This window comes from Mycolicibacterium lacusdiani (genome assembly GCF_021916785.1).
In the GTDB taxonomy this organism is placed as follows: Bacteria; Actinomycetota; Actinomycetes; order Mycobacteriales; family Mycobacteriaceae; genus Mycobacterium; species Mycobacterium lacusdiani.
On the sequence record NZ_JAKCFC010000003.1, the window covers coordinates 327923 to 340037 of the forward strand.

At 68.7% G+C, this 12115-nt stretch carries 15 protein-coding genes; 4 read left to right on the top strand and 11 right to left on the bottom strand.

The window, feature by feature from the left end; all coding sequences use genetic code 11:
- Positions 1 to 2: 2 nt before the first annotated feature.
- The 7 genes from LOK44_RS11255 to aqpZ form a co-directional block, all read right to left on the bottom strand.
- A complete protein-coding gene (locus LOK44_RS11255; RefSeq protein WP_237570587.1) occupies positions 3 to 773 on the bottom strand; it encodes an ABC transporter ATP-binding protein in 771 nt (256 codons plus the stop codon).
- Between the two features lie 5 nt (positions 774 to 778).
- On the bottom strand, positions 779 to 1540 hold the full coding sequence (locus tag LOK44_RS11260; RefSeq protein WP_237570588.1) for an ABC transporter permease: 762 nt from the start codon (positions 1538 to 1540) through the stop codon (positions 779 to 781).
- Positions 1541 to 1635: 95 nt separating this feature from the next.
- The gene (locus LOK44_RS11265) at positions 1636 to 3057 is read right to left on the bottom strand and encodes an ABC transporter substrate-binding protein (protein WP_237570055.1); all 1422 of its coding nucleotides are present in this window, start codon (positions 3055 to 3057) and stop codon (positions 1636 to 1638) included.
- A gap of 16 nt (positions 3058 to 3073) precedes the next feature.
- Positions 3074 to 3301 carry a 4Fe-4S dicluster domain-containing protein gene (locus tag LOK44_RS11270; protein ID WP_163919079.1) on the bottom strand — a complete coding sequence of 76 codons (228 nt, stop codon included), beginning with the start codon at positions 3299 to 3301 and terminating at the stop codon, positions 3074 to 3076.
- A 2-nt stretch (positions 3302 to 3303) separates the two neighbouring features.
- A complete protein-coding gene (locus LOK44_RS11275; RefSeq protein WP_237570056.1) occupies positions 3304 to 4059 on the bottom strand; it encodes a GntR family transcriptional regulator in 756 nt (251 codons plus the stop codon).
- Between the two features lie 319 nt (positions 4060 to 4378).
- A complete protein-coding gene (locus LOK44_RS11280) occupies positions 4379 to 4966 on the bottom strand; it encodes a dihydrofolate reductase family protein (protein ID WP_237570057.1) in 588 nt (195 codons plus the stop codon).
- A gap of 39 nt (positions 4967 to 5005) precedes the next feature.
- A complete protein-coding gene (aqpZ, locus tag LOK44_RS11285) occupies positions 5006 to 5773 on the bottom strand; it encodes an aquaporin Z (RefSeq protein WP_237570058.1) in 768 nt (255 codons plus the stop codon).
- A 155-nt stretch (positions 5774 to 5928) separates the two neighbouring features.
- On the opposite strand from aqpZ, the gene LOK44_RS11290 reads away from it, so the two are divergent.
- Positions 5929 to 6828, top strand: a complete 900-nt coding sequence (locus LOK44_RS11290; protein WP_237570059.1) for an NYN domain-containing protein — start codon at positions 5929 to 5931, stop codon at positions 6826 to 6828.
- A gap of 41 nt (positions 6829 to 6869) precedes the next feature.
- On the opposite strand, the gene LOK44_RS11295 is transcribed toward LOK44_RS11290, so the two are convergent.
- Both LOK44_RS11295 and LOK44_RS11300 read right to left on the bottom strand, forming a co-directional pair.
- The gene (locus tag LOK44_RS11295; protein WP_237570060.1) at positions 6870 to 7175 is read right to left on the bottom strand and encodes a DUF732 domain-containing protein; all 306 of its coding nucleotides are present in this window, start codon (positions 7173 to 7175) and stop codon (positions 6870 to 6872) included.
- Positions 7176 to 7211: 36 nt separating this feature from the next.
- Positions 7212 to 7640 carry a very short patch repair endonuclease gene (locus tag LOK44_RS11300; protein WP_237570061.1) on the bottom strand — a complete coding sequence of 143 codons (429 nt, stop codon included), beginning with the start codon at positions 7638 to 7640 and terminating at the stop codon, positions 7212 to 7214.
- A gap of 63 nt (positions 7641 to 7703) precedes the next feature.
- Between LOK44_RS11300 and LOK44_RS11305 the strand changes: the two genes are divergently transcribed.
- Positions 7704 to 8972 (top strand): DNA cytosine methyltransferase, encoded by a 1269-nt coding sequence (locus LOK44_RS11305; RefSeq protein ID WP_237570062.1) that lies wholly within the window; start codon positions 7704 to 7706, stop codon positions 8970 to 8972.
- Positions 8960 to 10105: a DNA cytosine methyltransferase gene (locus LOK44_RS11310; RefSeq protein WP_372481224.1), complete on the top strand. Its 1146-nt coding sequence runs from the start codon at positions 8960 to 8962 to the stop codon at positions 10103 to 10105. Before LOK44_RS11305 ends, LOK44_RS11310 begins: the two co-directional genes overlap by 13 nt.
- On the opposite strand, the gene LOK44_RS11315 is transcribed toward LOK44_RS11310, so the two are convergent.
- Both LOK44_RS11315 and LOK44_RS11320 read right to left on the bottom strand, forming a co-directional pair.
- The gene (locus LOK44_RS11315) at positions 10102 to 11280 is read right to left on the bottom strand and encodes a glycosyltransferase (RefSeq protein ID WP_237570063.1); all 1179 of its coding nucleotides are present in this window, start codon (positions 11278 to 11280) and stop codon (positions 10102 to 10104) included. The two genes, LOK44_RS11310 and LOK44_RS11315, sit on opposite strands and share 4 nt — an antisense overlap.
- A gap of 256 nt (positions 11281 to 11536) precedes the next feature.
- On the bottom strand, positions 11537 to 11695 hold the full coding sequence (locus LOK44_RS11320; RefSeq protein WP_237570064.1) for a DUF6307 family protein: 159 nt from the start codon (positions 11693 to 11695) through the stop codon (positions 11537 to 11539).
- Between the two features lie 232 nt (positions 11696 to 11927).
- Here LOK44_RS11320 and LOK44_RS11325 point away from each other — a divergent pair, with 232 nt between their 5' ends.
- Entirely contained in the window at positions 11928 to 12065 is a 138-nt protein-coding gene (locus tag LOK44_RS11325; RefSeq protein ID WP_237570065.1) for a hypothetical protein, read from the top strand.
- The last annotated feature ends 50 nt before the right edge of the window (positions 12066 to 12115 follow it).

Below are 12115 nucleotides of genomic sequence, written 5' to 3' on the forward strand. Positions count from 1 at the left end.
GATTACGAACTCCGGGTCGGGGCGAGCGAAGCGACGGGAAATGAGTGGTCGAGGGCTTCCGAGAGATTCACGATGACGTCGGCGCGCAGTGCGGCCCGGTCGACGTCGGCGGTGCGGGGCGAGGGCACGTCGAGCAGCGCGCGTAGCGGTTGGCCTGCACGGCCCAAGACGGCGATGCGGTCGCCGATCAACAGTGCCTCGTCGACGTCATGGGTGACGAAGACGACGGTGGTGGGGTGGGCACGCCAGGTGTCGATGAGCAGGCGCTGCATCGTGGTGCGGGTCTGGGTGTCCAGCGCTCCGAACGGCTCGTCCATCATCACCGCACGCGGTGCGCCGGCGAGGCCGCGGGCGAGTTGGACGCGTTGGCGCATGCCGCCGGACAGGCTCTTGGGGAGGTAGTCCTCGAAGCCGGTGAGGCCGACGTCGGCGATCCACTTGGCCGCCTCGGCGCGGCGGCCCTGGCGCGGTCGGCCGGCGAGCTTCAGCGCCAGCTCGACGTTGGACCGCACGGTACGCCACGGCAGAAGGGCGTTGTCCTGGAACACCATTGCGCGGTCGCGCGACGTGGCCGTCACGCGGTCGCCGTCGGCGAGCACCTCTCCCCCATCGGGCGGCAGCAGACCGGCGAGCGCACGCAGCACCGTGGACTTGCCGCAGCCCGACGGTCCGGTGAGGACGAGGATCTCGCCGGGCCGCACGTCGAGGTTCAGGCGGTCGACGACGGGCGCCCCGCCGTAGCTGAGTACGACGTCGCGTAGCCGCAGGTTCATCCCCGTCACTGTCGGGCCTCCTGCCCGCGGGGCAGCCAGCGCGTGACGCGGCGGCCGACCAGTTCGATGGCGGCCGACGTGCCGAAGCCGAGCACGCCGATCGTGATGATGCCGACGAACACCTCCGGGTAGGCGAGCACGGTGTAGGCCTGCCACGTGCGGTAGCCCACGCCGAGGCGTCCGGAGATCATCTCGGCCGAGATGACGCAGATCCACGCGACACCGATGCCGACCGAGAGACCGCCGAAGACGCCGGGGAGGATGCCGGGCAACACGACTCGCGCGATGACGTCCCAGCGGCTGCCGCCGAGGGTGCGCACGGAGTCCTCCCAGAGCGTGGGCAGCGCGCGCACGGCGTGCCGGGTGCTGACCATGATCGGGAAGTACGCGGCGAGGAAGGTGATGAAGACGATGCCTGCCTCATCGGAGGGGAAGAGCAGGATCGCGACCGGCACGATGGCGATCGCCGGGATGGGTCGCGCGAGTTCGGTGAGCGGGCCGAACACGTTGGCGAACCTCGGTGAGCGGCCGAGCAGGATGCCGGTCACGACGCCCGCGATGGCAGCGAGGGCAAAGCCGGTGAGGATGCGGATCAGCGACTGGCCGAGGTCGAGCCAGTAGTCCTGGGTCCCGAGCCGACTACCGAAGGCGTGCACGATCTCGGCGACGGTGGGCAGGGTGTCGAAGCGCAACCACAGCCGGACGTCGTTGGCGGTCAACAGCTGCCACAGTGCGATTGCTGCGGCGACTGAGCCGACGCGGACCAGCCAGGACGGCCACGACGGGCTGCGGTCGTTCCTCGTCGGGGCCGCTGGGCTGGCGACGGCCGGTTCGTCGGCGGTCAGGACGACGGGTGCGGCGGTCACACCGCACCAGCCAGGGCCTGCTGAAAGTCGACGATCGTCGCGCCGGGGTGCGCGGCGGTGTAGCGCCCGGCGCCCGCGGCGGTGTCGAACGGCAGGTGGCGCTGGCCGTCGCGAACCCAGATCGACTTGTCGGCGAACCAGCGGGTGCCGAACTCGGTGTCGGGGACGTAGGCGGCGCGGATGGTGTCGCCGCCGGCGGTGGCCTCCCGGATCGCGCGCAGCAGGCAGTCGGGGTTGGCCGAGGGCTGGGTGGTGTCCCTGCCGTCGACCCACAGTTCGCCGGCGAGCGTGGCGTCGGTGACGGGGGCGTTGCAGACGGGGTCCTGACCGCGCAGCGCCGACGGGTTGGCGGTGCTCTGCAGCGCGGCGGTGTAGTCCTGGCCGCGCTCGGCGAAGGCCTTCTGGATCGGGTCGGGGTTGACGAAGCCGTCGACGTCGAGGTCGGCGAAGTCGCCGATCGACTTCAGGTACGGGACATCGCCTTTGAACGCCTCGATGAGCGACGGCTTCAGCGTCGTGTCGAAGCTGGTGCCGCCGGGACCGTTGTAGAGGTAGACGACTTCCTGCGGCAGCCCACTGCCGTCGGCGACGAGCTTGGCCGACTCCAGCGGGTTGTCGTTGAGGAACTCGGTCGCGTCGAGCTGAGCCTGCAGGAAGGCGTCGAGCACCTCGGGGTGCTGGCCGGCGTAGTCGCGGCGGACGACGACGCCGTGGAACGTCGGGTAGTCGCCTTCGGCGCCGTCGTAGAGCAGCTTGGCCTTGTCCTGGAAGACGAGCAGCCCGGGCCACGCGACGAACTGCGAGAGTGCCTGCGCCTGGCCGGATTCGAGTGCCGACGCGCCGACCTGCGGTTGCTGGTTGAGCACCTCGACGCCGGTCTTGGGGTCGATGCCGGCGTTGTCGAGCGCACGGACCAGGGTGCCGTGGCCTGCGGAACCGACACTGGCGGAGACCTTCTGGCCCTTGAGGTCGGTGATGCTGCGGGCCGGCGAATCGGGTGGGACGACCACCATGTTGAGCGCGCCGGTGGGGCTGTAGCCGGTGATGGAGACGAGTTCGGTGCGGGCGCGTTCGTTGGCCTGGGTCTTGGAGCCGTTGATGAGCAGCGGGTAGTCGCCCATGGAGCCGATGTCGATCTTCTCGGCGACCATCTGGGCGGTGATGGGAGCGCCGGTGTCGTAGTCCTGCCATTGGACGTCGTACTTGGTACCGGAGGACGCAGTGAGGTCGTCGAGGCGCTTCTCGAGGAAGCCCTTGGCCTTGAGCAGCGTTCCGGCGGTGACGGTGTTGATGGTCTTGGACTGGTAGCCGATGACGACGGTCACGGTGTCGTCGGACTGGGTCTGCGAGTCCAGGGAGCAGGCGGCCAGTGAGGTGACGGTGGCGGCGGTCAGGAGGGCGGCGACGGTGCGTTTCATGGGTGGTCCTGGGGCTTCATCGGAGGAGGTAGGGCATGTTGACGGTGACGGCGCCGGTGGGACAGCGCGCTGCGCAGGGTCCGCAGTACCAACACTCGTCGACGTGCATGAAGGCCTTGCCGTTCTCCGGGTTGATGGCGAGGGAGTCCAGGGGGCAGATCTCGACGCAGAGGGTGCAGCCCTCGATGCACAGCGACTCGTCGATTGTGACGGGCACGTCGACGCGCTGGTTGACTTGAGCCACGGTCATTCTCCTCTGACTAGGTTGCCGCGCAGCGTGATTCGATCGCCGCGCATGCGGATGTACTCGAGGTCGACGGGCCGGCCGTCGTCGAGGTGGGTGAGTCGTTCGAGCAGCAGCAGGCTGGCGGTGTCGGGCACCTGCAGGATGGCTGCCGAATGTGGTTCGGCGGGAACGGCTTCGACGACGAGCGTGGCGTTGCCGAGGCGCTGGCCGGTGACGTGTTCGATGAGGGCGAAGACGTCGTTGGTCTCGAGGTCATGCTCGACGACCTGGGCGCCGATGTCCTGGGCCAGGTAGGTCATGTCGAGGCTCAGCGGCAGGTCGCCGAGGTAGCGGAGGCGCTCGATGAAGACGACGGGTTCGCCGGGGTTGAGCGCGAGCTTGTTGGCGACACTCGGCGGGGCGGACACGGTCATGGTGGCGCGCACCTCGTTGCGGATCTCGCCGTAACCCTTGAACGTCTCCTTGAGGCCAACCAGCGCGTCGAGACCGTGGTCGTACTTGCGGATGGCGACGTGGGTGCCGGTGCGGGGGCCGCGGTCGATCAGACCCTCGTCCTTCAACGTGGCGAGTGCTTCGCGGACGGTGTTGCGGGAGACGAAGAACTCCTCGGCCAGCTCCTGCTCCTGCGGCAGCCCGTCGGCGTAGCCGCCGGCGTGGATCTGGTGGCGCAGCACGTCGGCGACGAGGCGCGCCTGGTCCGCGCGGGGTCGGCGGATGGGCGTGGGCTCGTCGCGGTCGGCGTTCGTCGCGGCCATGGTCACCTCCTGGGGGCTGGCGGTATGTGACTGACCTGGTGCGGAACGGTATCGGCGGTGTCAGGCCCTGCCAGTTGCGTGCGGTGAGGGCCTCCGGGCGGTCGGCTGATTGCGCCGGTCCGCAGGCCGGGTCACCTGGGCTTTGCCGGCCCGACCCCGGCATTGCGCCACCCCCGCCCGCCCCCCTCGAATTTGATTCGCACTGATCGAAATGCGGGGGTGGGGGTCCCCGGCGAGCGTGCGTGTCTGCGGGCGACACGCCGCTCGCGGACCCGAGTTCGCGCACGCTCGCGGGGGGGTGTGGCGCGGACTAGGCCGCCTACCGTCGCGAGTAGTGCGCGATGATGACGCCCTTGGTCGTCGTCACGCTGCCGGTGAGGTCGAACTCGGTCAGCGGCGCCGGGCCCTCGAACAGGCGCGCACCGCTGCCCAGCGTCAGCGGATGGATCAGCAGCGTGTAGTGGTCGATCAGCCCGGCGGCGTGCAGGCTTCGCACCAGCGACGCGCTGCCGTTGATCGACAGGTCGTTGCCGGGTTGCGCCTTCAGCTCGGCCACCGACGAGGCAGCGTCACCCGGCAACAACACCGAGTTCTCCCACTCGTCGGCACTCCGAAGCGTCCTCGACGCGACGTACTTCGTGGCGCCGTTCATCAGCGCCGTGAACGGGTTGCCGTCGGTGGAGTGACCCCACGCGGCGTGGAAGTTCTGCCACGTCCTGCGCCCGAACAGCAGATCACCCGCTGCGGCCATGCCCTTGCCCATCTCCTGGGCCATGACGTCGTCGTTGTACTGCGGGCCCCAACCCCCGTGGCCGAACCCGCCGCGGGTGTCCTCGTCGGCGCGGCCGAGTCCCTGTACGACCCCGTCGAGGCTCGTGAACATCGTGACGCTGATGGAACGCGTCATCGGCCGCCCGTCCCGCGCATCGTCATCGCGCTGAATCGACTACTCGGCGTCGAGTGCGTCTTCGCGTACCGGCCGCTCGGCGAGTGCCTCGCGCCGACCGAAGATCAGCGGATAGAGCGCGCCCGCGATGGCCGCACCGACCAGTGGAGCAAGCCAGAACACCCACAACTGAGCCGGTGCACCATCGGCATTGAAGAACGCGACGCCCGTGGAACGGGCGGGATTCACCGAGGTGTTCGAAATCGGAATGCTCACCAGGTGAATCAATGTGAGGCACAGTCCAATCGCCAACCCCGCGAATCCCTTGGGGGCACGGTCCTCGGTGGCACCGAGGATCACCCACAAGAAGACCGCGGTCAACACGACCTCGGCGACGATGACCGACCATAGCGAAAACTCAGCAGGAGAATGGCTTCCGAATCCGTTGGCAGCCATGTTTCCGACGGGATCGAAGCCAGGCCGACCCTTTGCGATGACGAATATCGTCAAACCACCTAGGAGTCCGCCGACGACCTGGGCGATCCAGTAAGGCAGCAATGCCTTCCACTCGATGCGGCCTGCGATGGCCGCTCCGAGGGTCACCGCTGGGTTGAAATGGCCACCCGACACCGTGCCGAATGCATACACCGCCGTGAGCACGGTGAGCCCGAATGCGAGCGCGACGCCGAGGAAGCCAATGCCGAGCGATACCGCATCCGAGGACACGAACGCCGCGGCGAATACAGCGCTACCGCAACCACCGAGGACCAACCAGAAGGTGCCGAAGAGTTCGGCGGCAATGCGATGCAGCATCGTCGGTGTGGGCATCATGCCTCCCTGCATAGATGTTCCCTCAGAACTGTGGCACGTCGTCCGCCTCAAGATCAGGCTTTCATCGACAATCACCACATCCCGAATCCCGGGAGATGTTCCTGGTGGGGCAGCTGGTGGCTCGGCAGCGCCCCATCGACCACACTGAACCCATGACGGAACCTGCCCACACCCGCGTCGCGGTCTATCTCGACTTCGACAACATCGTGATCTCGCGGTATGACCAGGTCAACGGACGCAGCTCGTTCCAGCGCGACAAGCAGAAGGGGCTGGACGAGGACAAGCTCCAGCGCGCCACGGTCGACGTCGGCGCCATCATCGACTTCTCCTCGTCATTCGGCACGCTCGTCCTGACCCGCGCCTACGCCGACTGGTCGGCCGACGTCAACGCCGGGTACCGCGGTCAGCTGGTCGGCCGCGCCGTCGACCTCGTCCAGCTCTTCCCCGCCGCCGCGTACGGCAAGAACGGCGCCGACATCCGGCTCGCCGTCGACGCCGTCGAGGACATGTTCCGGCTGCCCGACCTCACCCACGTCGTGATCGTCGCCGGCGACTCCGACTACATCGCCCTGGCTCAGCGCTGCAAGCGGCTCGGCCGGTATGTCGTGGGGATCGGCGTGGCCGGATCGTCGAGCCGGTCGCTCGCTGCCGCGTGCGACGAGTTCCTCATCTACGACGCGTTACCCGGCGTCCCGGTCTTCGAGCCGCCGGAGGCCCCCGCGGCCGAGGAGGAAGAGTCGGAACCCGCGCCGAAGAAGCGCGCGCCGCGCCGCCGGGCCACCCGGCCGCAGACCCTCGATGACGATCCGGAACCGCCGGACCCTCAGGTGGCCGCCACCGCGCTGCTCACCCGCGCCTTGCAGATCGGCCTGGAGAAGGACGACGCCGACTGGCTGCACAACTCCGCGGTCAAGGCCCAGATGAAGCGCATGGACCCGTCATTCAGCGAGAAGTCGCTGGGGTTCAAGTCGTTCAGCGACTTCCTGCGCTCGCGCACCGAGGTGGTCGAGTTGGACGAGAGTTCGACGACGCGGTTGGTGCGGCTGAAGTAGGCGGCGTCATCACTTGATGACGACCCCCAGCCGAACACCGGTCAGCCGAGCAGGCCCTCGTGGTGCGGGCAGTACGCCCCGATCGAGACGCCGACGAAGTAGGCGGCGTCGTCGGGCGATATCCCGGTGTCAGTGGCGACGGTGTCGACGGCCGCGGGCACCTCCGCACCCCCGTCGAGGGCCTGGCATGCCGAGCGCGCCGTGGAGATCGCCACGGCCGGATCGGTGATCGGGATGCCGATGACGTCGATCGTGCCGAGGAATGAGTCGTCGGGCTCCTCGGCCGCGGCCGGCACGGCGGTGAACAGCGCGGCCGTGACCGCCAACGTCGCTGCGACTGCTCTCATGCAAGGCACCCTATCGGTCCCCCGCTGAGCCCGTTCTCAGCCGGTTGACGCCCGCCGTTCGTGCACCACGGCCCGCACCCGCTCGGCCGCCTCGACGGGATCTTCGTGCTCCCACACCCGCACGCTGACCCATCCGGCCTCGGCCAGCTTCGCGTCGGTGTCGGAGTCCCGCGCCCGGTTCGTCGACACCTTCTCCGCCCAGAACGACGCGTTCGCCGCCGCCACCGTGTGATGCACCGGGCAGCCGTGCCAGAAGCAACCGTCGAGGAACACCGCCACCCTAGCCCGCGGGAAGACCAGGTCTGCTCTGCGCCGCAGCGCCTTCAACGGTCGTGCATCCACCCGGTAGCGCAGCCCCAGCGCATGCACCGCCGAGCGCAGCGCCAACTCCGGCTTGGTGTCCCGGCTCTTGTTCGACTGCATCCGCGCCCGCGCCTCAGGTGACGACGCCCACGACTCGGCCATGCCACCAGCCTAGAAGCGGCGCGCCGCCGGACCTGTCCGCGCAACCTGAATACGATTCCGAGGATGCTCGAACCAGCCCTGAAACGACGCCGGCCGCACGCCGACGCCGGGCTGGAGCGATTCCGCACCCGCAACGGCGCGTTCGAGCGGGTGCTCGCCCACAGCGACGGCACCACGTCCACCAGCCTGCTGGCCCCCGCGCCGATCCCGGACGGGCCCGCGACCGCCGAGGACGCCGAGCGCGCCTGGCTCCGCAGCACCACCGCCCCACCCCAGGCCTCGACCCGCGACTCTGTCCGCGTCGTCGACCTCTTCGCAGGCTGCGGCGGACTCTCCATCGGCCTCGCCGAAGCCGCCCGCGCGCTCAACCGGCCCTTCGAGCCGCTGCTCGCCGTCGACCTCGACGCGATCGCGACCCGCACGTACGCCGCCAACTTCCCCACCGCCGCAGCGCTCTGCCACGACGTCGCGGCCCTGCTGCCCGGCCGTACCTGCACCCGGCTGACACCAGCCGAACGGCGCCTGTCCAAGCAGTACCCGGACGTCGACGTCCTCGTCGGCGGTCCGCCGTGCCAGGGCCACAGCGACTTCAACAACCGCACCCGCCACAGCGACGACAAGAACGAGCTGTACCAAACCATGGTGCGCGCGGCGGAAGTGCTTGCACCACAGCACATTCTGATCGAGAACGTACCCGGAGCCCTGAACGACCGGCGCGCGGTGGTCCAGCGCACCGCCGACGCCCTCGACCACCTCGGCTATCAAGTCGACATGGGCATCGTCGACCTCAGCCACCTTGGTGTGCCGCAGACCCGCCGCCGCCTCGTCATGCTGGCCAGCCTCACGCGGCGCGTCACCCCGGCCGAGGTAGTCGACCGGCACCGCCGCAACACCCGCACCGTCGGCTGGGCGATCCAGGACCTCGAGACCCAGTCGGGCGACACCCTCGTCGACGCACCCGCCCGGTCCGCACCTGCCACCCGGCAACGCATCGACTACCTCTTCGAGCACGGCCAGTTCGACCTGCCCGACGGCCAGCGCCCCGCCTGCCATGCAGGCGGCGGGCACAGCTACAAGTCCATCTATGGCCGCCTCGCGTGGGACCGGCCCGCGCAGACCGTCACCACCGGCTTCTACAGCATGTGCATGGGCCGCAACGTCCATCCAAGCCAGCGCCGCACGCTCACCGCCCACGAGGCCGCGCGCCTGCAGTACATCCCCGACTGGTTCTCGTTCGACGGCGTCACGCACCGCACCGCGTTGGCCCGGATGATCGGCAACGCCGTGCCGTCGCGTCTCTCGTATGCCGTTGCCCTGGAATGGCTTCGGTGACGCTCACCGTCGCGGGACTGTTCGCCGGCATCGGCGGCCTGGAACTCGGCATGGCCGCGGGCGGCCACCACGCCACGCTGATGGTTGAGAACTCTCCGCCGGCGATGCACGTGCTGCGCCGCCGATTCCCCGACGTCAAGCTCGAAGCCGACGTCCGCGACGTCGCGACCCTGCCGTCCGGGACCGACGTGCTGGTCGCGGGATTCCCGTGCCAGGACCTCAGCAGCGTCGGCCGGAAGTCCGGAATCACCGGTGCGCGAAGCAGTCTCGTCGGTGAGGCGCTGCGGCTAGCGGACACCTCGGACGTTCCGTGGCTGGTGCTGGAGAACGTGCCGTTCCTGATGTCGCTGAACCAAGGGGCGGCGCTGCGATTGGTCACCGAGTCGCTCACCGGCCTCGGCTACCGGTGGGCCTACCGCGTCGTCGACACCAATGCGTTCGGGCTGCCTCAGCGGCGCAACCGTTGGTACCTGGTGGCCAGCCGGGACGGCGATCCCCGCGACGTGCTGCTCGCCGACGACGACGCGAAGCCCGCGCCCGTCGACACCTACCCCGACGTCGCGTGCGGCTTCTACTGGACCGAGGGCATGCGGTCGTTTGGCTGGGCGGTCGACGCCGTTCCACCCATCAAGTGCGGGTCGTCGGTGGGCGTCGCCTCTCCCCCCGCGATTCGAATGCCGGACGGCCAGTACGTCACCCCGGACATTCGTGATGCCGAACGGCTGCAGGGGTTTCCGGCTGACTGGACCGCGCCGGCCGAGGAGGTCGCCCGGTCCGGCGAACGGTGGCGGATGGTGGGCAACTCGGTCAGCGTGCCCGTCGCGGCCTGGATCGGCGGACGGCTCGACGCACCCGGCGACTACGACTCGACCGACGACGCACCGTGGCGGGGAGCCAAGTGGCCGCGCAAGGCGGCGTGGGCGGATCGCGACGGCATCGTCCATGCGGCCGACGTGGGCCCGTGGCCGGTGTGGTCGAAGCGGGATCGGTTGCAGAACTTTCTCGCACACCCCGGCAAGCCTCTGTCGGCACGCGCGGCGACCGGCTTCCTCAGCCGCACCGGGAAGGGCACCTTGCGGTTCCCGGCGGGCTTCATCGACGAACTGAGTACCTACGCGGCGACGACGAGCTAGGCGTGCGTGCGCTTCTCGCGGACCAGCTTGGTCGCCAACATGGCGTACTCCTCGGCGACGACCGACCAGGCCATCGACGGCGCCAGCCGCCGCCCCTCAGCGGCCATCGCGCCGGAGAGCCGTGGATCGGTGAGGACGCTGCGCAGGGCCGCGGTGAGACCTTCGGTGTCGTCGTGCGCCACCAGGATGCCCGCGCCGGAGCCGAGTACGTCGATCGCGTGCGGGAACGCCGTCGCGACCACGGGTCGGCCGCTCGCCACGGCTTGCACCAGCACACCGGATGTCACCTGGTCGGTCGCGTCGTATGGCAGCACGACGGCAGCGCAGGACTGCACGAGGGCAGCGAGCGTGCCGGGGCCGCGGTAGTCCGGTTCGAATCCCACCGACGTGCCGAGACCCGCACGCTGCACCTGATCGGAGAGCGCAGTGCGGTAGGACTCGCCGTCGGTGGCAAGGGTTCGGGGGTGCGTCTTGCCGGCGATGACGTACTTCGGCTGGCCGCGCACCTCGCGCAGCGTGGCCATCGCGTCGATGACGCGCTCGATGCCCTTGCCGGGCCGCAGTAATCCCCACGTCAGCAGTGTCGGTCGGCCGGAACGCTTCGTCGAGACCGTCGGCGCCAGCGTCACGCCATGCGGGATGGTCTTGACCCTGCCGCGCCACACGTCGTAATGGGCACGCAGCCGGTCGCTGACGGCATCCGAGACGACCACGATGCGGTCGGCACGGTGCAGGACCTCTTCGAAGACGGTCCGCTGCTGGTGCGACGGGTGTCGTGGAACCGCGTGGGCCACCACGATCGTTGGCACCTCCAGCAGGCGCATCACGGCGACGAGGTCGGAACCTTCGTCGCCGCCGTAGACGCCGACGTCGTGATGGATGATCGCGACGTCGCACTGGTTGAGCAGGGCGGCGCACTCGGCGATGGAGTCGGTAGACCCGCCGGTCAGTTCTGCGATGACGCGCGAAGCTACCGAGTGCTGACCGTCGGCGACGCGGAGGACCTCGACGGTGGCGCCGGTAGCCTGCAGCGCATCACAGAGCGCTCCGCTGAAGTTCGCCACACCGCACATGGTGGGGGTGTGCGAGGCGAGCACGCCGAAGCGCAGGGGCGCCGAACGCCCCTGCGTCACAACGATGCCGGATGAATCCCGGCCGTAGGATAAGGCAGTCAATCAAGGTCCTCACAGAATGGTGTGGCGAGGCATTCCATCCCGTGCCGGGAATCAGCCCCAGAATGGTCTCTTGGCAGGCAGTCGCTCGTCGCCGCGGACCTTGCTCCACGAACCACGTGCGTAATTCCAGGGATCTCGCTCGCCGCTGCGGTTCACGTTGAGAGATCCGTCGTCGAGTTCGGCGTACGTGTCACCAGCGAGCATGAACTGATTCGTGCCTCCGCCGGAAAGCGTTACCGTCACCGACATGGTCTTCTTAGCGCACCCGCTCGGGGATGGAGTCCAGCGCGTGCAGGACGTGCACGGCCAGTTCCTTCGCGGCGTCGTCCGTGAGCTTGGAGCGGCTCGTGATGGTGTCCTGCACCAGCTGGACGCGGCGGTCATAGGGCGTGCGGACGAGTTCGGACGTGGTCATGAGAATCCTCAATTTCGAGCATGTCAACCCGGAACCGAGCTACTCGATGACCCCAGCCTACCCCGATTCCGTCGCCCAGCGGGCTGTCTCCGACGATCTTGAAGATCGGATCGCGACATCCGTTGCCAATCAACGTATCTCGTCATCGAGCCCGCGGCTCCAGACAAGCCGACACCCACAGCGTAGAGTCCGAAGAATCGGGACCATTCAGGCCCCCAATCGAGGGTGAGCCATGACCGACAAGTCGCCGCGCCAGACCATGACCAAGAAGACCGGAAAGTCACTCAAGGAGAAACGCGCGGACAAGCGCAGCAAGGCCGACTCGTCGTCGCAAACCGACGACCTGCTGCACGGCAAGAAGAAGCGCTAACACTCACTCATCAGCAGTACCCCACGCGAGCCGCAGGAAGCATCCTGCGG

Coding starts and splice junctions, on each gene's coding strand:
- LOK44_RS11325 (WP_237570065.1), top strand. CDS start 11,928: ATGACCGACAAGTCGCCGCGCCAGACCATGACCAAGAAGACCGGAAAG.
- LOK44_RS11280 (WP_237570057.1), bottom strand. CDS start 4,966: ATGACGCGTTCCATCAGCGTCACGATGTTCACGAGCCTCGACGGGGTC.
- LOK44_RS11275 (WP_237570056.1), bottom strand. CDS start 4,059: ATGGCCGCGACGAACGCCGACCGCGACGAGCCCACGCCCATCCGCCGA.
- LOK44_RS11310 (WP_372481224.1), top strand. CDS start 8,960: ATGGCTTCGGTGACGCTCACCGTCGCGGGACTGTTCGCCGGCATCGGC.
- LOK44_RS11300 (WP_237570061.1), bottom strand. CDS start 7,640: ATGGCCGAGTCGTGGGCGTCGTCACCTGAGGCGCGGGCGCGGATGCAG.
- LOK44_RS11305 (WP_237570062.1), top strand. CDS start 7,704: ATGCTCGAACCAGCCCTGAAACGACGCCGGCCGCACGCCGACGCCGGG.
- aqpZ (WP_237570058.1), bottom strand. CDS start 5,773: ATGCCCACACCGACGATGCTGCATCGCATTGCCGCCGAACTCTTCGGC.
- LOK44_RS11295 (WP_237570060.1), bottom strand. CDS start 7,175: ATGAGAGCAGTCGCAGCGACGTTGGCGGTCACGGCCGCGCTGTTCACC.
- LOK44_RS11320 (WP_237570064.1), bottom strand. CDS start 11,695: ATGACCACGTCCGAACTCGTCCGCACGCCCTATGACCGCCGCGTCCAG.
- LOK44_RS11255 (WP_237570587.1), bottom strand. CDS start 773: ATGAACCTGCGGCTACGCGACGTCGTACTCAGCTACGGCGGGGCGCCC.
- LOK44_RS11290 (WP_237570059.1), top strand. CDS start 5,929: ATGACGGAACCTGCCCACACCCGCGTCGCGGTCTATCTCGACTTCGAC.
- LOK44_RS11265 (WP_237570055.1), bottom strand. CDS start 3,057: ATGAAACGCACCGTCGCCGCCCTCCTGACCGCCGCCACCGTCACCTCA.